Annotated in this window: 22 protein-coding genes; 9 read left to right on the top strand and 13 right to left on the bottom strand. The window is 68.5% G+C overall.

Annotated features, from left to right (window positions below; genetic code table 11):
* Positions 1-7 precede the first annotated feature (7 nt).
* Genes AADV74_RS06530 through idi form a run of 8 tightly spaced genes read right to left on the bottom strand, consistent with a single transcriptional unit; the run spans position 8 to position 5959 of the window.
* A complete protein-coding gene (locus AADV74_RS06530) occupies positions 8-379 on the bottom strand; it encodes an RNA-binding S4 domain-containing protein (protein ID WP_342112653.1) in 372 nt (123 codons plus the stop codon).
* A 9-nt stretch (positions 380-388) separates the two neighbouring features.
* Positions 389-1297, bottom strand: a complete 909-nt coding sequence (locus AADV74_RS06525; RefSeq protein WP_342112652.1) for a prenyltransferase — start codon at positions 1295-1297, stop codon at positions 389-391.
* On the bottom strand, positions 1297-1599 hold the full coding sequence (locus AADV74_RS06520; protein WP_342112651.1) for a lycopene cyclase domain-containing protein: 303 nt from the start codon (positions 1597-1599) through the stop codon (positions 1297-1299). The genes AADV74_RS06525 and AADV74_RS06520 overlap by 1 nt, the downstream gene beginning before the upstream one ends.
* On the bottom strand, positions 1596-1919 hold the full coding sequence (locus AADV74_RS06515) for a lycopene cyclase domain-containing protein (RefSeq protein WP_342112650.1): 324 nt from the start codon (positions 1917-1919) through the stop codon (positions 1596-1598). Before AADV74_RS06515 ends, AADV74_RS06520 begins: the two co-directional genes overlap by 4 nt.
* Positions 1916-3505: a phytoene desaturase family protein gene (crtI, locus tag AADV74_RS06510; RefSeq protein WP_342112649.1), complete on the bottom strand. Its 1590-nt coding sequence runs from the start codon at positions 3503-3505 to the stop codon at positions 1916-1918. The genes AADV74_RS06515 and crtI overlap by 4 nt, the downstream gene beginning before the upstream one ends.
* Entirely contained in the window at positions 3502-4380 is an 879-nt protein-coding gene (locus AADV74_RS06505; RefSeq protein ID WP_342112648.1) for a phytoene/squalene synthase family protein, read from the bottom strand. Before AADV74_RS06505 ends, crtI begins: the two co-directional genes overlap by 4 nt.
* Positions 4377-5423 carry a polyprenyl synthetase family protein gene (locus AADV74_RS06500; RefSeq protein WP_342112647.1) on the bottom strand — a complete coding sequence of 349 codons (1047 nt, stop codon included), beginning with the start codon at positions 5421-5423 and terminating at the stop codon, positions 4377-4379. The genes AADV74_RS06505 and AADV74_RS06500 overlap by 4 nt, the downstream gene beginning before the upstream one ends.
* Complete coding sequence (idi, locus tag AADV74_RS06495) at positions 5420-5959, bottom strand: isopentenyl-diphosphate Delta-isomerase (RefSeq protein ID WP_425287276.1); 540 nt, start codon at positions 5957-5959, stop codon at positions 5420-5422. The genes AADV74_RS06500 and idi overlap by 4 nt, the downstream gene beginning before the upstream one ends.
* A 77-nt stretch (positions 5960-6036) precedes the next feature.
* Between idi and AADV74_RS06490 the strand changes: the two genes are divergently transcribed.
* Positions 6037-6636 (top strand): MarR family winged helix-turn-helix transcriptional regulator, encoded by a 600-nt coding sequence (locus tag AADV74_RS06490; protein ID WP_342112645.1) that lies wholly within the window; start codon positions 6037-6039, stop codon positions 6634-6636.
* Between the two features lie 52 nt (positions 6637-6688).
* Complete coding sequence (locus tag AADV74_RS06485) at positions 6689-7144, top strand: NUDIX hydrolase (RefSeq protein ID WP_342112644.1); 456 nt, start codon at positions 6689-6691, stop codon at positions 7142-7144.
* Positions 7145-7153: 9 nt separating this feature from the next.
* On the opposite strand, the gene AADV74_RS06480 is transcribed toward AADV74_RS06485, so the two are convergent.
* Entirely contained in the window at positions 7154-7990 is an 837-nt protein-coding gene (locus AADV74_RS06480) for a DUF1295 domain-containing protein (protein WP_342112643.1), read from the bottom strand.
* 34 nt (positions 7991-8024) lie between these two features.
* Here AADV74_RS06480 and AADV74_RS06475 point away from each other — a divergent pair, with 34 nt between their 5' ends.
* From AADV74_RS06475 to AADV74_RS06460, 4 genes are all read left to right on the top strand, one after another.
* Positions 8025-8636: a CDP-alcohol phosphatidyltransferase family protein gene (locus AADV74_RS06475; RefSeq protein ID WP_342112642.1), complete on the top strand. Its 612-nt coding sequence runs from the start codon at positions 8025-8027 to the stop codon at positions 8634-8636.
* 11 nt (positions 8637-8647) lie between these two features.
* A complete protein-coding gene (locus AADV74_RS06470; protein WP_425287256.1) occupies positions 8648-9124 on the top strand; it encodes an FHA domain-containing protein in 477 nt (158 codons plus the stop codon).
* Positions 9124-9825 carry a transcriptional regulator FtsR gene (gene ftsR, locus AADV74_RS06465; RefSeq protein ID WP_342112641.1) on the top strand — a complete coding sequence of 234 codons (702 nt, stop codon included), beginning with the start codon at positions 9124-9126 and terminating at the stop codon, positions 9823-9825. Before AADV74_RS06470 ends, ftsR begins: the two co-directional genes overlap by 1 nt.
* 107 nt (positions 9826-9932) lie before the next feature.
* The gene (locus AADV74_RS06460) at positions 9933-10481 is read left to right on the top strand and encodes a MerR family transcriptional regulator (RefSeq protein ID WP_342112640.1); all 549 of its coding nucleotides are present in this window, start codon (positions 9933-9935) and stop codon (positions 10479-10481) included.
* Positions 10482-10659: 178 nt separating this feature from the next.
* Here the strand turns inward: AADV74_RS06460 and AADV74_RS06455 are convergent, their stop codons facing one another.
* Positions 10660-11523: a ParA family protein gene (locus AADV74_RS06455; protein ID WP_055817993.1), complete on the bottom strand. Its 864-nt coding sequence runs from the start codon at positions 11521-11523 to the stop codon at positions 10660-10662.
* A gap of 77 nt (positions 11524-11600) precedes the next feature.
* On the opposite strand from AADV74_RS06455, the gene AADV74_RS06450 reads away from it, so the two are divergent.
* From AADV74_RS06450 to def, 3 genes are read left to right on the top strand one after another with little or no spacing between them, the layout of a single operon-like run.
* Positions 11601-15005 (top strand): pyruvate carboxylase, encoded by a 3405-nt coding sequence (locus tag AADV74_RS06450; RefSeq protein ID WP_342112639.1) that lies wholly within the window; start codon positions 11601-11603, stop codon positions 15003-15005.
* A gap of 35 nt (positions 15006-15040) precedes the next feature.
* Entirely contained in the window at positions 15041-16339 is a 1299-nt protein-coding gene (locus tag AADV74_RS06445) for a MinD/ParA family ATP-binding protein (protein WP_342112638.1), read from the top strand.
* Positions 16340-16363: 24 nt separating this feature from the next.
* Entirely contained in the window at positions 16364-16855 is a 492-nt protein-coding gene (gene def, locus AADV74_RS06440) for a peptide deformylase (RefSeq protein WP_342112637.1), read from the top strand.
* Between the two features lie 41 nt (positions 16856-16896).
* On the opposite strand, the gene AADV74_RS06435 is transcribed toward def, so the two are convergent.
* The 3 genes from AADV74_RS06435 to AADV74_RS06425 form a co-directional block, all read right to left on the bottom strand.
* Positions 16897-17202 carry an NIPSNAP family protein gene (locus tag AADV74_RS06435; protein WP_342112636.1) on the bottom strand — a complete coding sequence of 102 codons (306 nt, stop codon included), beginning with the start codon at positions 17200-17202 and terminating at the stop codon, positions 16897-16899.
* Between the two features lie 27 nt (positions 17203-17229).
* Complete coding sequence (locus AADV74_RS06430) at positions 17230-17685, bottom strand: GNAT family N-acetyltransferase (protein WP_342112635.1); 456 nt, start codon at positions 17683-17685, stop codon at positions 17230-17232.
* A 170-nt stretch (positions 17686-17855) separates the two neighbouring features.
* Positions 17856-19682, bottom strand: coding sequence for an AMP-dependent synthetase/ligase (locus AADV74_RS06425; RefSeq protein WP_342112634.1), 1827 nt, complete (start codon positions 19680-19682; stop codon positions 17856-17858).
* Between the last annotated feature and the right edge of the window lie 114 nt (positions 19683-19796).

Genomic DNA, 19796 nt, shown 5'->3' with positions numbered 1-19796 from the left:
CGCCGGCTCAGTGGCCGCGCAGCTCCTCGAGGTCACGGCGCTCGCGCTTTGTGGGGCGACCGGCCCCGCGATCACGCACGGGAACCGATGCCACGGCCTCGCGCGGCGGTGGCGGGGGAGTCTTGTCGATCATCGCGGCGGCAGCGACCTCGGCACCAACGCGCTTCACGATGATGCGCTGCACGACCATGATGCGGTCGAATCCGTTGGCCCGCACGCGCACCTCGTCGCCGATGCGCACCGACTGAGCGGCCTTCACCCGTTCGCCGTTCACCCGTACATGCCCCGCACGGCATGCGGCAGTGGCGAGTGAGCGCGTCTTGAACTGGCGCACAGCCCACAGCCACGCGTCCACGCGTGCTGACGTCACGGCATCCATGGCACCAGACTAACCGCGGATGAAGCTCCACCAGATGAGCAGCATGGTCACGAGGAACCCGACGACGAAGTTGATGGCCAGGAAGTGCCGCCAGCCGCGATTCGCTGCAGCGGAGCCGGCATCCGTCACCGACCAGAACGGCGCCGCCGACACGATGTACGGCAGGACGAGCAGGGACGCGAGCGGCCCTGGCCACTCCGTCGCCAGCATGAGCAGACCGCCGAGAGCCCAGAACACCACGGCGAGGCGCACGGTGCGGGCAGCGCCGAACCAGGTGGCGATGGACGCGATGCCGCCCTCGCGGTCGGGAACCACATCCTGCACGGCACCGAAGGCGTGGCTGGCCATTCCCCAGAGGAAGAAGGCCACGAGGATGGCGAGCAGCTGCGGGGTGAACGTCGCTCCTGCGACGGTCAGCGCGTAGACGGCCGGGCTGACGAAGTGCGTGCTCGAGGTGGCGGAATCGAGGAACGGACGCTCCTTGAAGCGCAGTCCGGGGACCGAGTAGGCGAGAACGGCGAACAGGCTGATCGCGAGGACCACCCACGACCACGGCTCCCCGGTGCCGCCGAGCACGAGCATCGCGACCACGAAGACGGCGCTGAGTCCGACGCCCCAGCCGATCACGGCGCGATGCACCCGCGGATCGAGGAGGGCGCCCTCCACGCCGCCCTTTCGCGGGTTGCGCAGGTCGGACTCGTAGTCGAAGACGTCGTTGACGCCGTACATGAGCAGGTTGTACGGGATCAGGAAGAACAGCGTTCCCACGACGAACAACGCGTCGACCCGGCCCGTGGTGAGCACGTAGGCCGCGGCGAAGGGGTAGGCCGTGTTGATCCAGCTCAGGGGCCGCGACGACAGCACGACCTGACGCAGGACGCCTGCGCGCGGGGCGGCATCCGTGTGATCGGTGGCCATCACTCGTCTCGTTCCCCTCGGCTCAGCAGTACCCAGATCGACGGTAACAGCAGGGCTCCGGCGAGAGGGTACGCGAAGTCCTCGATCGGGGCGAGACCGATGTCGATGCCGCTGCGCCCGGTGTCGGAGTACACCATGAGCCCCACGGCGATCATGATGTTGTCGAACACCGCAGTGAGCACGAACAGCACGACCACGGTCAGGGCGATGGGGGCGATGAGCCGCGGGCGACGCCGCAGGGCGAATGCGGCGACGACGGCGACGATGGCCAGCACGATGAGGTTCAGCGCCAGGTAGTTCATGCGCGCCGTCTCGCAGTGAGAATCAGGTCGAACAGGGCGACGAGGTTCATGGTGAGGTAGCAGAGGAAGGCGAGGAAGAACGCCTCCTCGAGCGGGAGTTCCGGAGCCAGCAGGACGCCGGTCATGTAAGCGGTCTCGCCGCGGCTGAAGAGTCCCAGGTCGATGCCGACCAGGTCCCAGATGAGGAAGAACACCACGCCCGAGATCAGCACTATGCCCGCGCGCACAGGCGAACGCCAGAAGAACAGCCTGTACCGCCAGTCGAGAACGACCATCCCCGCCAGGCTCAACAGGAGCGCGCCGAGGTAGGCGAACGTCACCGACTCTCCACCGGCGCGGGCGCCGGGGTGGGCATCGGCTCGGACAGCGGCGTCGTCGTGGTGTCGCCGTTCATGCGCTTGAAGGCGATCTCGGCGCTGATGAGGCACATGGGCAGGCCGATACCCGGAATGGTGCTGCCACCGGCGTAGTAGAGACCGTCCAGCTGGCGGGAGGAGTTGCGACCGCGCAGGAATGCGCTCTGGCGCAGGGTGTGTGCGGGCCCCAGCGCGCCTCCCATCCACGAGTTGAGGTCGGCCGCGAAGTCACCGGGGCCGACGGTACGCCGCACCACGATGCGCTCGGCGAGGTCGGGGATCCCTGCCCAGTCCGCGAGGCGCGCGATGGCGGCATCCGCCACCTGCTCCACCTGCAAGTCGCCGTCGCCGTCGATGCCGCCGCGCCCGATGCCGACGTCGGCCGGCACGGGGATGAGCAGGAACAGGTTGCTGTCGCCGGCCGGTGCCACCCCGGTGTCGGTCGCGCTCGGCATGCAGGCGTAGAACGACGCCGGGTCGGGGATGCGCGGCTTGGAGCCGAAGATGCGGTCGAAGTTCGTGCGCCAGTCCGAGGTGAAGAAGAGGGTGTGATGGGTGAGCTGGGGCAGATCGCCGCGCACGCCGAGCATCACCAGCACGGCGCCCGGTCCCGACATGCGCCGGTTCCACCAGCGCTCGGGGTAGGTGCGCACGGCCTCGTCGACGAGCTCGGTCTCGGTGTGGTGCAGGTCGGCAGCCGAGACGACCTCGTCGGCCGCCAGCGTGATGCTCCGGCCCGCCGCATCCGCATAGGTGACCCCGGAGACGGATGCCCCCACCGATGTGACGGCGTCGATGGATGTCACCCGCGCCTGGGTGACGATCTCGACGCCCTGCTCGCGGGCGAGACGGGCGATGACGTCGATGAGGTGGGAGAATCCGCCCTGCGGGTAGAGCACGCCGTCTGCCAGGTCCATGTGGCTCATGAGGTGGTACATCGCCGGGGTGCGCTCGGGCGATGAGCCGAGGAACACCGCGGGGTAGCCGAGGATCTGCCGCAGCCTGGTGTCCTTCACGTAGCCGGCCACGAACTTGTCGAGGGGCTGCAGCAGGAGGCGTGCGAGTCTGCCGCCGCGCTTCAGCACAGCTCCGTCGAGGAACGGCCGGAACGACTGGAAGCTCGTGTACAGGAAGCGCTCCACGGCGTCGCTGTAGGTCGACTCGGCGGATTCGAGGTAGCGCTCCAGCGCGCGACCGGCTCCGGGTTCGATCCGCTCGAAGGTGCGGATGTTCTCCTCGCGGGAGGCGCGGATGTCGACGGGCTCGGGGTGGCCCTCGAAGAACACCCTGTATCCGGGATCGAGCAGCGTGAGGTCCAGTTGCTCCGCCGCCGAGGTGCCGAGGAGCCTGAAGAAGTGGTCGAAGACCTCGGGCATGAGGTACCACGACGGACCGGTGTCGAAGGTGAAGCCGTCCTTCTCCCACGAGCCGGCGCGGCCGCCCAGCTCGCTGCGAGCCTCGAGGAGCGTCACCTCCCTGCCGTCGCGGGCCAGCAGTGCGGCGGTGGCGAGTCCCGCGATCCCGCCGCCGATCACGATCGTGTGGGTCATGGCCGTCCACCTCCAGTCACGGCGGCCTTGACCGCGATGGTGAGCTTCTCGGTATCGGGAACCCGGATGCGAGAGTTGAGGAGCTCGGATGCCGGGGTGCCGCGCAGCTTCGTCGACAGCCGATGGAACAGGCCGTGCGCGGCAGCGACGGCACCGCGCGACGATCGGGGGAGTCGCGTGAGCGCCCGCGCCGCGATGGCCAGGTCGGCGTCGATGTCGTCGAGGATGACGTTCTTCTCCCGCTCCGTCATGTGAGCGGGATCGACGGCGGGGAAGTAGTTGCGGCCGAGGCTCGTCCAGTCGGCCGACAGGTCGCGCAGGAAATTGACCTTCTGGAACGCGGCGCCGAGGTGCGTGGCGCCCTCCTCGAGCAGGCGTAGCTCGTCATCGCGCACGGGGTGTCCGGCCAGGAACGCCCGCAGGCACATGAGGCCGACCACCTCGGCGGATCCGTGGATGTACACCTCGACCTCGGCGGCGTCGAAGGGGGAGTCGTCGAGGTCGCGGCGCATCGAGGCGAAGAACGGAGCGGTCAGGTCGCGGCCGATCCCGGTCGCGCGGGCCGTGACGGCGAAGGCGTGCACGACCAGGTTGGTGCTGAACCCCGTCGCGACGGCCCGATCGGTCTCGGCCTCGAACTCGTCGAGGCGGGCCAGTTGCTCCTCGATGCTCAGACCGGCGGCGGCGGCGGCTCCATCGACGATCTCGTCGGCTACCCGCACGAGGGCGTAGATGTCGCGCACCTGCGAGCGCACTCCGGAGCCGAGCAGGCGTGCCGCCGCCCCGAACGACGTGGAGTAGCGGCCGATCACGACGGCGGAGCTCGACGACGCGGCGCGGGTGTAGAGCTCGAGGGGTCCCTGCTGCGTGCTCATCGGATGCGGTTCACCGCCCTGTCGGCGAAGGTCGAGAGCAGCTCGCGCAGTTCGCCGGGGAGGTCGGATGCCGCCAGCTCCGTCTTCGCGAGCGCGACGTGGTCTCGGGCGAGTTGCTCGGTGTGGGCGGCGGAGCCGCATCCGGTCAGCGTCTCGCGCACGAAGGCGGCCTCGGTCGGGTCGAGATCGGCCTTGCCGATGAATGGGGCGATGCTCGGCCACTCCGGCGTGGTGCGGGCGTGGGCGAGGAGGGTCGTGATCTTGCCCTCGCGCAGGTCGGCGACGGTGCTCTTGCCGGTCTTCGACTCGTCGCCGAACACGCCGAGCATGTCATCGGTGAGCTGGAAGGCGATGCCGATGAGGCGGCCGAACCGGCCCAGGCAGGCGATGTCGGCCGCTGATGCTCCGGCCAGTACGGCACCGGCCTGCAGCGGTGCCTCGCAGGAGTACACGGCCGTCTTCTGCTCGAGGGTCGCCAACACGTCGGGGATGCCGAGCAGGTGGGGCGCGACAGTGTTCGTGACGTCGTTCAGCTCTCCGGCGGCCGAGACGAAGACGGCCCTGTCGAGGATGTCGAGGATGCGCCCGCGGGTGATGGGATCGATGTCGAGCTGGGCGATGATGCGGTGAGCCTGGCTGAGCGCGAGGTCCCCGGCGAGCAGCGCTGCAGCCTCGCCCCAGGTCTTCGCCTGTTCCTCGTCGGCGCCGAGGGCGGCTCCGCGGGCCGCGAAGGCGCCGAGGACGTTGGTGGAACCACGGCGCACGAGGTCTCGGTCGATCACGTCGTCGTGGATGATGAAGGCCGTGTGGAGCAGCTCGAAGGCTATGGCGAGCTGGGTCGCAGCGGCCGGGTCGGTGCCGCCGAGGCCGTTGTGGGCTGCCAGGACGAGGGCGGGGCGCGCCCTCTTCCCGCCGGCGCTGGCCTGCTCGAGCTGATCCCACAGTTCGACGTAGTGGGGGCCGTAGTCACCCGCTCGCAACCGGGAGGCGGCGAAGTAGCGTTCGAGCTCGCTCTCGACGCTGGCGGTCGCGACATCGATCATGAGAACTTCTCGAGCTGCTCGAGTTGCATGACCATCCACGGGCTGAACGCCCACGGGGCCTGGCTGGCCGCTCGCGCGACGGCACCGGGCTCCACCCAGACGAATTCGGCTACCTCACGCGGATCGGGGTCCGGATCGCCGTCGGTGCGCGCGACATAGACGGGGCAGACCTCGTTCTCGACGGTTCCGCGGGAGTCCGTCGCCCTGTAGCGGAACAGGGGGAGGGCGAGGGCGACCTCGGATATCTCGAGTCCGAGCTCGAAATCGGCGCGGCGATGCACGGCGTTCAGCACGGGTTCCGCCGGTCGCGGGTGGCCGCAGAACGAATTGGTCCAGACGCCGGGCCAGGTCTTCTTGCTCAGCGCCCTGCGGGTGATGAGCAGCTGGCCGTCGGCATTCAGCACGTAGCAGGAGAAGGCCAGGTGCAGCGCAGTGTCCGGCCCGTGGGCCGCGGTCTTCGACGCCGTCCCGATAGGGGTGCCGTCCATGTCGAGCAGGACGATCTCATCGTCGACGTGCGCCTCGGTGTCCGTCAGTGTCACGATCGCCCCCGGGTGTTCATTCTCAGGAAATAGCTAACTGAGTTAGCGAATCTGACGTTACCATGTCTGACATGACCACAGAAGCGGATTCTCGCGAGTTGCCGACTCCGTACTGGTACGACGCCCAGGCGGCCGGCGCAGACGACGCCATCGGGGTGCTTGAGGCTCTTCGCCGCTTCCGCAGCGCTGACAAGTCGATGCGACAGCGCACCCAGGACGACATGGACATGAACGAGACCGACCTGGCCGCACTCCGTTTCCTCATCGCCGAGGAGAAGCGCGAGCACGAGGTCGGCCCGACGGACCTCGCCCACCACCTCGGCATCTCCACCGCCGCCACCACCAAGCTGATCAAGAGGCTCGTCGCCTCCGGGCACCTCCAGCGTCGCCCGCATCCACACGATCGCCGCGCGCAGATCCTGCATCCCACGCCCGGCGCGCACGACGAGGTTCGCGCAACCCTCGCCGCCATGCACGCCCGCATGATGGGCGTGGCCGATGCCTTCGCGCCCGATGAGCAGCTCGTCGTCGTGCGCTTCCTCACCGCGATGGCCGATGCCGTCGCTCTCGTGCACGACCCGGAACCGGTGGGAACCGAGGGCGACGCTGCGACAGACCCGGCGACCGACGCCCCGCTCGACGCCCCCGGCGAGGCGACCTCCGCGTCGTGACCGCTCACGACACGTTTCGTAGCGTTCAGGTCGGGTGGGGCATGCTGGAGGCATGAGCACCGCATCCGGAGACGCCTGGGTCGAGGGTCCTGACGGATCCAGATTCTGGGGCCGGTTCGGCGCGGCCGGGCTCCTGGCCTGGGACCCCGAGCGCGGAGTGCTCATGCAGCACCGCGCCAGCTGGAGCCACTTCGGCGACACGTGGGGTCTCCCCGGCGGAGCCCGCCACGACGACGAGGACGCCGTCACCGGAGCCATCCGCGAGGCGAACGAGGAGGCGGGGGTCAGCGGCAGCGACCTCGAGGTCGTCACCACCTCCGTGCTCGACCTCGGGTTCTGGTCGTACACGACAGTCGTCGCCCGCGTGGTGCATCCGTTCGAGCCCGTCATCAGCGACCCGGAGTCCATCGCCCTGGCGTGGGTGCCCGTCGACGAGGTCGCCGGACTGCCGCTGCACCCCGGCTTCGCGGCGAGCTGGCCTGCCCTCCGCGGCCTCCTGGTCGCCTAGCCGCGGAGCTCAGGATGCCGGCGCCTCCGCAGTCTCTGTCGTGCGCCGACGCGGGAACCACGGCACGATCGCCGAGGTCGTCGCCTGATAGTCGGCGTACTCCGGATGCCGCGCCTTCGACAGCGACTCGGTGAACACCGTCGAGCCGATGAACAGGGCGGTCAACAGGAGCGGGCCGAGGATGCTCCAGTGCAGGACGCTCCCTGTCGCGACAACGGCGAAGAGGTAGAGCGCCCACCACTGCGCCTGCTCGAAGAAGAAGTTCGGGTGCCGGGAGTATCGGAACAGTCCCGTCTGGAGGAACCGTGTCGACGGGGTGCGACCGCCGGCGATCTCGGCCTTCTTCTGCTGGTGGAAGTTCCACTGCTGCTGGTCGGCGATGGTCTCACCGGCGAGGAGCAGGAGGAAGAGCACGGCCACGAGGATGTCGGCCAGGCCGAGCGGCGTCGGCATGGCCTGGTACACGGTGAAGGTCGACAGGGTCATCCCGAGGATGAGCGCGTTCTGGTACCCCGCGATGAAGAGCAGGTTGAACACCTGGAACGCCGGCTTCGGCATCCGTGCCCGCAGTGCGGCCCACCGGTAGTCCTCGCCGCCGCGGGCGTAGCCGCCCTTCCGAGCGAAGTTGAAGGTGAGTCGAGCGCCCCAGAGAGTCACGAGAACGGCCATGAGCACGAGCCGGGCATTCTCGAATCCGGATGCCGCGGCGAAGACCCACACGTAGACGATGGGGGAGAGCGACCAGACGCGATCGACCCACGAGTACTCGCGGGTGAGCACCGAGAGGAGCCAGGTGGCGACGATGGTGCCGGCGCAGATCCAGAGACACACGACGAGAGGCTGCATGTTGCGCATGTTACGCCGTCGATAGACTCGATCCGTGGCAGAGCCGAGCGAGCCGACGAACCGGATCTGGACGGCTCCCAACGTGCTGAGCATGCTCCGGCTCGTTCTGGTGCCGTTCTTCCTCGGCTATCTCATCATCGGCGACTACATCGCCGCCCTCGTCATCCTCGTGGTCTCGAGCTTCACCGACTTCCTCGACGGCTTCATCGCCCGCAGGTTCAATCAGATCACCCGCCTCGGGCAGCTCCTCGATCCGGCCGCCGATCGGCTGTACCTCTTCGCGTCCATCCTCGGCCTGGCCGCCGGCGGACTGGTTCCCTGGTGGCTGGTCGTCGCGATCGTGGGTCGCGACGTCTTCCTCGCGGCTCTCGGCATCGTGCTGGCGAACCACGGATTCGGCCCGCTTCCGGTGCACCAGCTGGGCAAGGTGGCCACCTTCGCTCTCTTCCTGGGCCTTCCGGTGCTCATGCTCGGCGCGGCATTCCCCGTCACGGCGGCCGTCGCCCTGCCCATCGGATGGGCCATCACGCTCTGGGGCGTCTTCCTGTACTGGTGGGCGGGAATCATCTATGCGATCGAAACCGGGCGTGTCATTCGCCTGCCGCTGGTTCCGAGCCCTCGACGATCCGATACGCTGGAGGAATAGGGAGGTGCACTGTGGGAGAGTCCGATGACCGGAATGCCGGGGCACAGGCCGACGAGGTCGACCAGGTGAGCACGGACACCACACTGTCCTTCACTCAGGAGCAGGCGGCGTCACTGCTTTCGATCGACCCCGACCTGACCGCCGAAGAAGACGAGGCGATCCAGGCCCTGCCGTCTGGATCAGCGTTGCTCGTGGTTCGACGGGGGCCGAACGCCGGTGCGCGGTTCCTCCTCGATGCCGATGTGACGACGACGGGGCGGCATCCGGATGCCGACATCTTCCTCGACGACGTCACGGTGTCGCGACACCACGCGCAGTTCCTGCGCCACGGTACGGCGTTCGAGGTCAAGGACCTCGGGTCCCTCAATGGCACCTACTTCGACGGAGTGCGCATCGAGACGGCCCTCCTGGCCGACGGTGCCGAGGTGCAGGTGGGCAAGTTCCGCCTCACGTTCTACTCGTCGAGGCCCGACCTCGCAGGAGCATGATGGCGGGCGCCAGCGCCCACGCGCGGGCATCCGCCGCCCCATCCCTCCTCAGCATCGGCCAGGTCCTCGCGCGTCTCACGCCTGAGCATCCGGAGCTGACCCCGTCGAAGCTGCGCTTCCTCGAGGAGCAGGGGCTCATCTCGCCCGCTCGCACCGAGTCGGGATACCGTAAGTTCTGTGCAGCCGACGTCGAGCGCATCCAGCTCATCCTCGGCATGCAGCGCGACCACTACCTGCCGCTCAAGGTCATCCGCGGCTACCTCGAGCAGCTCGACGCCGGCCACGTGCCCACGCTCCCCGGCACTGCTGCGCCCGGCCCGTCGATGCTCTCGTCGGCGCGCCGCTTCAATCGCGACGAGTTGCTCCGCGAATCCGAGGCATCCCCGCAGCTGCTGGCGGATGCCGTCTCGGCATCGCTCGTGGTTCCGGCCGACGTGTACAGCGAGGAGACCGTGAGCGTGCTGCGCGCCCTCGCGGAGCTGCGCAAGGCCGGGATCGAGCCACGGCACCTCCGCGGCTTCCGTGCAGCAGCCGAGCGGGAGTCATCGCTCATCGAGACGGCGATGACGCCGATCGTGCGGCGCAACGACGCCTCCAGCCGGGCGAAGGGCGCAGAACTGGCACTAGAGATCGCCTCACAGCTGGAGGTCGTACGATCGACACTGCTGCGCGCCGCCCTTCAGCGCGTGACCAATCCGTGACTTCCTCGACACGCGGTGCCGATGTCGTTGCCGCACGGCACTGACCTGAGTACCGTGAGTGAAGCGGCGCACGGACAGTGCGCAATCTGTCGGAAGAGGCGAAATCCATGAGTGAACTCAGTCGGAGTGACGCAGATCGTTACGATCTGCAGCTGCTGTTCACCGACGGTCTCCCCGAGATGGACGCCAACTCCGGCTACCGCGGTGCCGTCGCCGCGCGCGCCGCGGGGATCAGCTACCGCCAGCTCGACTACTGGGCCCGCACCGAGCTCGTCGAGCCCACCGTCCGCGGTGCAGCGGGTTCCGGATCGCAGCGCCTCTACGGCTTCCGCGACATCCTCGTGCTCAAGCTCGTCAAGCGACTTCTCGACACCGGCATCTCACTCCAGCAGATCCGCGTCGCCGTCAACCAGCTGCGCGAGGCTGGAATCAACGACCTGGCCCAGACGACTCTCATGAGCGACGGAGCCAGCGTCTACCTGTGCACGTCGAACGACGAGGTCATCGACCTCGTCAGCCGCGGGCAGGGCGTCTTCGGCATCGCCGTCGGCAAGGTGCTGCGCGAGGTGGAGTCCACCCTCGTCGAGATCGACTCGCACCCCGTCGACACCCTGGACGAGCTCGCCGCTCGTCGTCAGACCCGCAAGATCTCCTAGCGGCGCTCGTGCGCTTCGGCCGCGGACTGCGTCCAGGCCTCTGCGAGCGATTGCGTGCCCGCTCGCCAGCTGCTCGCTGAGGGCCGAGCGCAGCGACCGCCCGAAGCGCGTCGGAGCGGACAGCGCGTTGAGCGCGCTTCGACCGCGGACTTCGTCCGGGCCTCAGCGAGCGCAGGCCTCAGCCCGCCGACTGCTCCGAGCGATCGATCGCCGGACGCTCGACGGGCTGCGGAGCCGCGAGGTGTGCGTACTCTCCGATGCGCGCGGTGCGCAGCACCCTGTCGAGCAGCTGGTCGAAGTAGCGCGCCATCTCCTGGGCGCTGTCGCCCGGCCACGCGTGCAACGGCTGGCCGGCGCCCTGCGCCTGCTGCAGCGAGGTGCGCTCGGGAAGCTGCGGGGAGAGCACGAGCGGGCCGAACATGTCGCGCAGTTCCTTGATGCGGTACTGGTGTTCCAGCGACGCCACGCGGGTGCGGTTCACGATGATGCCGAGGGGCTGCAGACGCGACGACATCCCGCGCCGGATCTCCTCGATCGCGCGGAGGGCACGGTCCGCGGCGGCCACGGAGAAGAGCCCGGGCTCGGTCACCACGGCGACGCGGTCACTGGCGGCCCAGGCCGTGCGCGTGAGGGCGTTGAGGGTCGGCGCACAGTCCACGAGCACCAGCTCGTATTCCTTCTCGATGGTCTCGAGGGCGTCCTCGAGCTTCCAGATGTCGCGTTCGTGCGGATGCGGACCGTCGAAGTTGATGGCGGACGGGCTGCCGATCATCACATCGAGCTTGGAGCCGGGGCGACCTCGCGTCCACCCGCTCGGAGCGATCGCAGAACGCACGATCTTCTCCTTCGGGCTGGCGAGCACGTCGGCCACGTTGAGGTGACCGGCGACGCTGACGGCCATACCGGTCGACACATCGGACTGCGGGTCTAGGTCGACGACAAGGGTACGGATGCCGCGGGCGAACGCCGCTGAAGCGAGTCCGAGCGTCACCGTCGTCTTGCCGACGCCACCCTTGAGGGAGCTGACGGAGAGTACGTGCACAAGTAGATACGTTACCTTCACTAGTCTGGGAGAACCTAACCGTCAGACCCGAACCGCGCGCCTCACGAAAGGCCTGTATGTTCCAGAAGATCCTCGTTGCCAACCGCGGTGAAATCGCCATCCGCGCCTTCCGTGCCGCCTACGAGCTGGGCGCGAGGACCGTGGCAGTGTTCCCGTTCGAGGACCGCAACTCCCTGCATCGCCTGAAGGCCGACGAGGCCTACCAGATCGGCGAGCCGGGGCATCCGGTGCGTGCCTATCTCGACGTCGCGGAGATCATCAGGGTCGCGCAGGAGTCCGGAGCCGACGCCATCTACCCGGGGTACGGCTTCCTCTCGGAGAACCCCGAACTGGCCGAGGCCGCCGCCGCCGCGGGAATCACCTTCATCGGCCCGGGGATGCACGTGCTCGAGATGGCAGGCAACAAGGTCACGGCGAAGGAGCACGCCATCGCCGCCGGGGTCCCGGTGCTCAAGTCCACGCCCCCGTCGAAAGACGTCGAGCTGCTGCTGTCGCAGGCCGAGGAGATCGGCTTCCCGATCTTCGCGAAGGCCGTCGCTGGCGGCGGCGGACGCGGCATGCGTCGGGTCGCGAGCCAGGACAGGCTGCGCGCCGCCCTCGAGGAGGCCATGCGCGAAGCCGACAGCGCCTTCGGCGACCCGACCATGTTCCTCGAACAGGCCGTGCTCCGCCCCCGCCACATCGAGGTGCAGGTGCTCGCCGACGCGAACGGCGAGACGGTCCACCTGTTCGAGCGCGACTGCTCCGTGCAGCGCCGCCACCAGAAGGTCATCGAGATCGCCCCGGCTCCGAACCTCCCCGAGGAGACCCGCCAGGCGCTCTACCGCGACGCCATCGCCTTCGCGAAGTCCATCGGCTACGTGAATGCCGGCACCGTCGAGTTCCTCCTCGACACCGCCGGCGAGAGGGCCGGCCAGCACGTCTTCATCGAGATGAACCCGCGCATCCAGGTCGAGCACACGGTGACCGAGGAGGTGACGGATGTGGACCTCGTGCAGTCGCAGATCCGCATCGCAGCGGGGGAGAGCCTCGCCGACCTCGGTCTGCAGCAGGAGAACATCAAGCTGCGTGGGGCCGCACTGCAGTGCCGCATCACGACGGAGGACCCGACGGCGGGCTTCCGGCCGGACACCGGCAAGATCACGACGTACCGCTCTCCGGGTGGTGCGGGCATCCGCCTCGACGGTGGAACCATCAACCCGGGCGCCAACATCAGCCCGCACTTCGACTCGATGCTCGCGAAGATGACGGCCCGCGGCCGCGACTTCCCGGCTGCCGTCGCGCGCGCGCGTCGCGCGCTGGCCGAGTTCCGCATCCGTGGCGTCTCCACCAACATCTCCTTCCTGCAGGGCGTGCTCGACGACCCGTCGTTCATCGCCGGCGACCTGAGCACCTCCTTCATCGAGGAGCGCCCGGAACTCCTGCGCGGCCGGGTCTCGAAGGACCGCGGCACGAAGATCCTCAACTGGCTGGCCGACGTCACCGTCAACCAGCCGAACGGACCGCGTCCGACCACCATCACGCCGACGGACAAGCTGCCGCAGCTCGACCTGTCGCAGGCGGCCCCGGCAGGGTCGCGCCAGAGACTCCTCGAGCTCGGTCCGCAGGGCTTCGCGGCCGCACTCCGTGCCCAGACCCCGCTCGCGGTCACCGACACCACGTTCCGCGACGCCCACCAGTCCCTGCTGGCCACCCGCGTGCGCACCCGCGACCTCACCGCCGTCGCGCCCTACGTCGCCAGGTTGACTCCCGAACTGCTCTCGGTCGAGGCATGGGGAGGCGCCACCTACGACGTCGCGCTCCGCTTCCTCGGCGAGGACCCGTGGGAGCGCCTCGCGACCCTGCGCGAATCGCTGCCGAACATCAACCTGCAGATGCTGCTGCGCGGACGGAACACCGTCGGCTACACGCCGTACCCGACCAGTGTCACCGAGGCGTTCGTGGCCGAGGCCGCCTCGACCGGCGTCGACATCTTCCGCATCTTCGACGCGCTGAACGACGTCGACCAGATGCGCCCGGCCATCGATGCCGTGCTCGCACAGGGCAGCGCCGTGGCCGAGGTGGCCGTCTGCTACACCGGCGACCTGCTCGACCCGGCCGAAGACCTGTACACGCTCGACTACTACCTGCGTCTCGCCGACCAGATCGTCGAGTCCGGCGCGCACATCCTCGCGATCAAGGACATGGCAGGGCTCCTGCGGCCCGCTGCCGCAGCGAAGCTCGTCACGGCGTTCCGTGAACGCTTCGACCTGCCGGTGCACCTGCACACGCACGACACTCCGGGCGGCCAGCTCGCGACCCTGCTCGCGGCATCCGCCGCCGGAGTGGACGCCGTCGACGTGGCGTCGGCACCCATGGCGGGCACCACCAGCCAGCCGTCGGCATCATCGCTGGTCGCCGCCCTCGCCCACACCGAGCGCGACACGGGCCTCTCCCTGCAGAACGTGTCAGACCTCGAGCCCTACTGGGAGGCCGTGCGCCAGGTCTACCGTCCGTTCGAGTCAGGCCTTCCAGGCCCGACAGGGCGTGTGTACCACCACGAGATCCCGGGCGGCCAGCTGTCCAACCTGCGCCAGCAGGCCATCGCCCTCGGCCTCGCCAACGACTTCGAGCTGGTGGAGGACATGTACGCCGCGGCGAACAAGATCCTCGGGCGCGTGCCGAAGGTCACGCCGTCGTCGAAGGTCGTCGGCGACCTCGCTTTGCACCTCGCCGCCGTCAAGGCCGACCCGGCCGACTTCGAGGCCAACCCGCAGAAATACGACGTTCCCGACTCCGTCGTGGGCTTCATGGCCGGCGAGCTGGGCGAGTTGCCCGGCGGATGGCCGGAGCCCTTCCGCACCAAGGTCCTCGAGGGCCGCACCGTGCGCATCGGAGTTACCGAGCTGACCGACGAGGAGCGTGCAGCCCTCGCCGGTGACAGCACGACGCGGCGCGCTGCGCTGAACGCGCTGCTGTTCCCTGCCCCGACCCGCCAGTACGAGCAGATCCGGGAGCTGTTCGGCGACCTCTCCGTCGTCGACACCCCCGACTACCTCTACGGCATGCGCCAGGGCGCAGAGCACGTGGTCGAGATCGCCAAGGGCGTGCGACTCTACGCCGGACTCGAGGCCATCGGAGAGGCCGATGACAAGGGCATGCGCACTGTCATGACCACGCTCAACGGCCAGCTGCGGCCGGTCTTCGTGCGCGACCGGAGCATCGCCGTCGAGAGCAAGGCGGCCGAGAAGGCCGACGCCAGTCAGCCAGGGCAGGTAGCGGCTCCGTTCTCCGGCGTCGTGACATTGCAGGTCGAGGTCGGTGCCGAGGTGCAGGCCGGTCAGGCCGTCGCATCCATCGAGGCCATGAAGATGGAGGCGGCCATCACGACCCCCGTCGCGGGTGTGATCGAGCGGGTCGCCATTCCCCGTACGCAGCAGGTGGACGCGGGCGATCTCCTCGTCGTGGTCGTGCCGCGCTAGGCTCGAACGCTGTCCCCCCGAAGAAAGAGGCACCAGTGCCACCCAGTGACGACGGACTCGACCTGCGCGCACGCCGTGCTCGCGGTGCCGGAGACGAGTACAACAGCGAGCTCGCGCCGCGTGCAGGCGACGACCTCGCCTCCGCTCTGCCCGAGAGCCTGAGCATCCAGGTCGACCTTCCGCCGGCGCCCCGCCCGGAAGCCCCCGACGACGAGGTCGCCGTCGCCATCTCCGAGCGTGCCGTCAACCCCGGCGTCGTGGCGGAGAACTCGACTCACTCCGTGCCGATCATGGTGCAGCCCCCTGTGCGGGCATCCGGTCACCACCGCTCGCAGCTCGAGCCGATCGACCGCGACGAGGACGCCGCCGCGAGCTACAGCGGCCAAGGCCCCGAGTCGCCCAGCATGCTCACGGCCGACCGCCTCATCGAGCCGAACCGGCGTACGCGCCCGGCGCCCGAGGGCGGCTGGAACCGCTTCCTCTACTCCGCGACCTTCCACACAGTGAACCGCGGCGACTCGCCCCGGGTGCTCGCTCGCAAGGAGCTCGACGCCCGCATCCAGCGTCAGTTCTCCGGGGGAACCCGGTTCGTGCCTGTGCTCACCCGCAAGGGCGGCGTCGGCAAGACCACTGTCACCGCGCTGCTCGGCATGGCCCTGGCCGACGCCCGTGAGGACCGCACCATCGCCATCGACGCGAACCCCGACAGGGGAACGCTCTCCGAGCGCATCACGCGCCAGACCCGCTCGACCGTGCGCGACGTCGTGAACAAGGCACCGTCGATCGGCGGATTCACCGACTTCTCAGCGCTCGTCTCGCGCGACGAGACCCGCCTCGACATCCTCGCCTCCGACACCGACCCGATGCTGAGCGAGGCCTTCGACGCCGACGACTACAACGTCGTCGCGGATCTCTCCGCACGCTTCTACTCGATGGTGCTGACGGACTGCGGAACGGGCATCGTCCACTCGGTCATGCGGGCCACCCTGCAGCGAGCCGACTCCATCGTCATCGTGTCCGGCGGCAGCGTCGACGAGGCGCGCCTTGCCTCCGAGACCCTCACCTGGCTCGAGGCCAACGGCTACGGAGACCTCGTGCGCAACGCCATCGTCGCCCTCAACACGGCCACTCAGGGCACCAACCTGGTCAAGCTCGAGGAGATCGAGACCCACTTCCAGTCCCGGGTGCGCGAGATCGTGCGCATTCCGTACGACCCTGTGCTTGCCGCCGGCTCGGTCATCCACTGGAAGGACCTCAAGCCCCTCACCCGCCACTCCGCCCGCGTCCTCGCCGCCCTCGTGGTCGAGGGCCTGCCCGTCGACCGCGGCATCTGACGCCGCCTCTCCCAGAAGAAGACCATGACCGACCGCACCATCCGCCTGTTCGGCGACCCCGTCCTGAAGACAGTCTCGAGCGAGATCGTCACGATCGACGATGGCATCCGCACGCTCGTGCAGGATCTCATCGACAGCGTCAAGCTCCCCGGTCGCGCCGGCGTTGCAGCCGCACAGATCGGCGTGAACCTGCGCGCATTCAGCTACAACGTCGACGGCGAGGTCGGCTACATCATCAATCCGGTGCTCACCGAGCTGTCAGGGGAGCCGGAGCCGGTCGACGAGGGCTGCCTCTCGGTGCCCGGCCTCTGGTACCCGACGATGCGTTACCCGTTCGCTCGCGCCGCAGGCATCGACCTCGAGGGCAGGCCCATCGAGCTCAGCGGCTCCGGCCTCATGGCGCAGGCGCTGCAGCACGAGACCGATCACCTCGACGGCCTGCTCTATCTCGACAGGCTCGACAAGCCGAACCGGAAATCGGCCATGAAGGAAGTCCGCGAGAGCACCTGGTTCTGATTCTACGCGCGCCGAGGTGGAGACATCCACCTCGGCATCCGTCACTCGAAGACCGGCGTGAGGAAGCGGCGCTCGTAGCGACGGATGCACTGCGTGTCCCGTGCCAGCTGGAAGGCCTCAAGGCACTCGGGATCGGTCTTCGACGCCGTGCGGTAGGCCTCGTACTCCGCCAGCGACGGGAAGGTGAACAGCGCGAAGGCCTCATCGCTGTCACCCTCGCTCGGCATGAAGTAGCCGTGGTGGTCACCGCCGAGCTTCTCGACCAGACGAATCCAGGCGCGGCCGTACGCGGTGAAGTCGTCGAGCTTGTCAGGGTCGATCTCGTAGCGCAGGTGGATGGTGATCATGGTCGTCTTCTCTCGGTCGGTGGGTCGTCAGATGAACAGGGTGTACCGCTGCTTGGTGCTCCGAGTGGCGCCGGTGCGGTCGTAGAAGCGGATGGCGCCCTCGTTCCAGTCGGGGGTCTGCCATCGCATCTCGCCGACGCCGAGCTCGCCGGCCAGATCACGCAGGGCGTCGACCAGCCGCCCGCCCAGCCCGGCTCCCCGGGCACCCGGACGCAGGAACAGGCAGTCCATGTGCAGGAACTCGGCACCCTGCCAGGTCGAGGCCTCGAGGCTCGCCGTGGCGTAGCCGACCATGTCGTCGCCCTCCGTGCCCACGAAGGCGTGCAGCCGCGGCACCGGACCGAACAGCAGCCGCGAGAGCCCATCGACCAGGTCGGACGGCGGCGGTGCCGCGCGTTCGTACTCTGCGTGCTCGCGGATGAGCTCGATCAGCTCGGGGAGGTCTGCGGACACGGCGGCGCGCACTGCGACTGACGGGGGCATGAGTGACACTCTGCTCGCTGCACGCCACGCTGTGGCATCCGTCGACGGCGTGGCAGCCATGGTGACAGGATCTGGTGCCGACTTTGGCAGGATCCGGATGCCGTTCCCGCTGCCGTGCACGACGAAGGCCCCGGACGCATCCGGGGCCCTAGTCGTTCGTGGGATGGACGTCAGCCCGCGAGGCTGATGCCCGTGGTCGCCGGTGCTCCCGCGTACATCTCGTCGATCACGTCGGCGAAGTCGGCGAGGATGACGTTGCGCTTGATGCTGAGCTTGGGCGTGAGGTGGCCGCTCTCCTCGGTGAGGTCGGTGGCCAGCACCTGGAACTTGCGGATCGACTCCGCCCGCGAGACGTTCTCGTTGGCCACGTCGATGGCGCGCTGGATCTCCGCGATGACGACGGGATTGACCGCAGCCTCGGTGACGGTCATCGCCGCATCCTCACCGGCGTTGTTCAGCCAGACCGGGAGCATCTCGGGGTCGAGGGTCACCAGGGCGGAGATGAACGGCCGGCGGTCGCCGACGACGATCACCTGTCCGACGAGGGGGTTCGCCCGGATGGGATCCTCGAGCGCGGCCGGGGCGACGTTCTTGCCGCCAGCCGTCACGATGATCTCCTTCTTGCGGCCGGTGATGGTGAGGAAGCCGTCTGCGTCGAGGGCTCCGATGTCGCCCGTGTGCAGCCAGCCGTCCTTGAGGGCGGCTTCGGTCGCCTCGGGGTTCTTCCAGTAGCCCTCGAAGACGTTGACACCCTTGACGAGGATCTCGCCGTCCTCCTCGATGCGGATCGAGACGCCGGGCAGTGCAGGGCCGACAGTGCCGATCTTCGACTTCGCGGGGCGGTTCACCGTGGCCGGAGCCGTGGTCTCGGTGAGGCCGTAGCCCTCGAGGATGGTGATGCCCAGGGAGTGGTAGAAGTGTCCGAGGCGGGCGCCGAGCGGCGCAGATCCCGAGACCGCGTACTTCACGCGACCGCCGAGGGCCGTGCGGAGCTTGGAGTAGACGAGCTTGTCGTAGACGGCGAACTTGACCTTCATGCCGAACGGGATCTTCGCGCCCTCCTCGAGTGCCTTCGAGTGGGCGATGGCGACATCGGCGGCGGCACGGAAGATCTTGCCCTTGCCGCCGGTCTCGGCCTTCTGCTCCGACACGTTGTAGACCTTCTCGAACACACGGGGGACCGCGAGCAGGAAGGTCGGCTTGAAGCTCTCCATCGACGGCAGCAGGAAGCGCGTGTCGGGCTGGTGGCCCACGTTCACTCCGGCGTGCACCGACAGCACGGCGATGAGTCGGGCGAAGACGTGGGCCGTGGTGATGAACAGCAGCGTCGAGGCATCCTCCAGCACCTCGCCGAGGCCGAGGCGGGCGTTGCGGCTGGTCTCCACGAAGTTCGAGTGCGTGAGCACGCATCCGCGGGGCTTGCCGGTGGAGCCCGACGTGTAGATCAGGGTGGCGATGTCGGAGCCGACGGCGAGGTTGCGGCGACGCTCGATCTCGGCATCCGGAACATCGACGCCCTGCGCGACCAGCTTGTCGAGGTCGCCGAGATCGATCTGCCAGACGTTCTGGATGAGCGGGAGCTCCGGGTGCACCTCGTCGAAGCGGGCGAAGTTGTCCGCGGTCTCGACGATGAGGGAGACGGCAGCGGAGTCGGAGAGGTTCCAGCGGATCTGGCTGGGGGAGCTGGTCTCGTAGACGGGTACCAGCACGCCGCCGGCGAACCACATGGCGAAGTCCACCAGGGTCCACTCATAGCGTGTCTTCGACATCAGTCCGACCTTGTCGCCGGGCTGGATGCCTGCGGCGACGAAGCCCTTGGCGAGGGCGACGACCTGGGCGTGGAACTCCCGCGTGGTGATGGGGGACCAGCCGCCATCCTTCGTCGGGGTGGAGAAGAGCACGGCATCCGGAGCCTCGGCGAGCCGACCGATCAACAGGTCGGTCGTGTTGGCTTCGGGGTCCGCTGGGCTGAGGGCGGGCGCGTCGAACTGGTTCACGGTATCTCCTTCGGCACCGGGTGGTCACGGGTTCCTCACGGCCTCGGCGACGGTGCCGAATCGGGAGGGGAACGTCTCCGGTAGAACTTGTTGCATACACTCTACGTGGTGCAT

Origin of the sequence: Leifsonia stereocauli (assembly GCF_038432415.1) — a bacterium.
Taxonomy (GTDB): Bacteria; Actinomycetota; Actinomycetes; order Actinomycetales; family Microbacteriaceae; genus Orlajensenia; species Orlajensenia stereocauli.
Note: the sequence above shows the minus strand (reverse complement) of the source record. Positions and strands in the feature narration are given on the sequence as shown.

Coding starts and splice junctions, on each gene's coding strand:
- AADV74_RS06490 (WP_342112645.1), top strand. CDS start 6,037: ATGACCACAGAAGCGGATTCTCGCGAGTTGCCGACTCCGTACTGGTAC.
- ftsR (WP_342112641.1), top strand. CDS start 9,124: ATGGCGGGCGCCAGCGCCCACGCGCGGGCATCCGCCGCCCCATCCCTC.
- AADV74_RS06485 (WP_342112644.1), top strand. CDS start 6,689: ATGAGCACCGCATCCGGAGACGCCTGGGTCGAGGGTCCTGACGGATCC.
- AADV74_RS06525 (WP_342112652.1), bottom strand. CDS start 1,297: ATGGCCACCGATCACACGGATGCCGCCCCGCGCGCAGGCGTCCTGCGT.
- AADV74_RS06500 (WP_342112647.1), bottom strand. CDS start 5,423: ATGATCGATGTCGCGACCGCCAGCGTCGAGAGCGAGCTCGAACGCTAC.
- def (WP_342112637.1), top strand. CDS start 16,364: ATGACCGACCGCACCATCCGCCTGTTCGGCGACCCCGTCCTGAAGACA.
- AADV74_RS06450 (WP_342112639.1), top strand. CDS start 11,601: ATGTTCCAGAAGATCCTCGTTGCCAACCGCGGTGAAATCGCCATCCGC.
- AADV74_RS06460 (WP_342112640.1), top strand. CDS start 9,933: ATGAGTGAACTCAGTCGGAGTGACGCAGATCGTTACGATCTGCAGCTG.
- AADV74_RS06530 (WP_342112653.1), bottom strand. CDS start 379: ATGGATGCCGTGACGTCAGCACGCGTGGACGCGTGGCTGTGGGCTGTG.
- AADV74_RS06430 (WP_342112635.1), bottom strand. CDS start 17,685: ATGCCCCCGTCAGTCGCAGTGCGCGCCGCCGTGTCCGCAGACCTCCCC.
- AADV74_RS06505 (WP_342112648.1), bottom strand. CDS start 4,380: ATGAGCACGCAGCAGGGACCCCTCGAGCTCTACACCCGCGCCGCGTCG.
- AADV74_RS06480 (WP_342112643.1), bottom strand. CDS start 7,990: ATGCAGCCTCTCGTCGTGTGTCTCTGGATCTGCGCCGGCACCATCGTC.
- crtI (WP_342112649.1), bottom strand. CDS start 3,505: ATGACCCACACGATCGTGATCGGCGGCGGGATCGCGGGACTCGCCACC.
- AADV74_RS06520 (WP_342112651.1), bottom strand. CDS start 1,599: ATGAACTACCTGGCGCTGAACCTCATCGTGCTGGCCATCGTCGCCGTC.
- AADV74_RS06435 (WP_342112636.1), bottom strand. CDS start 17,202: ATGATCACCATCCACCTGCGCTACGAGATCGACCCTGACAAGCTCGAC.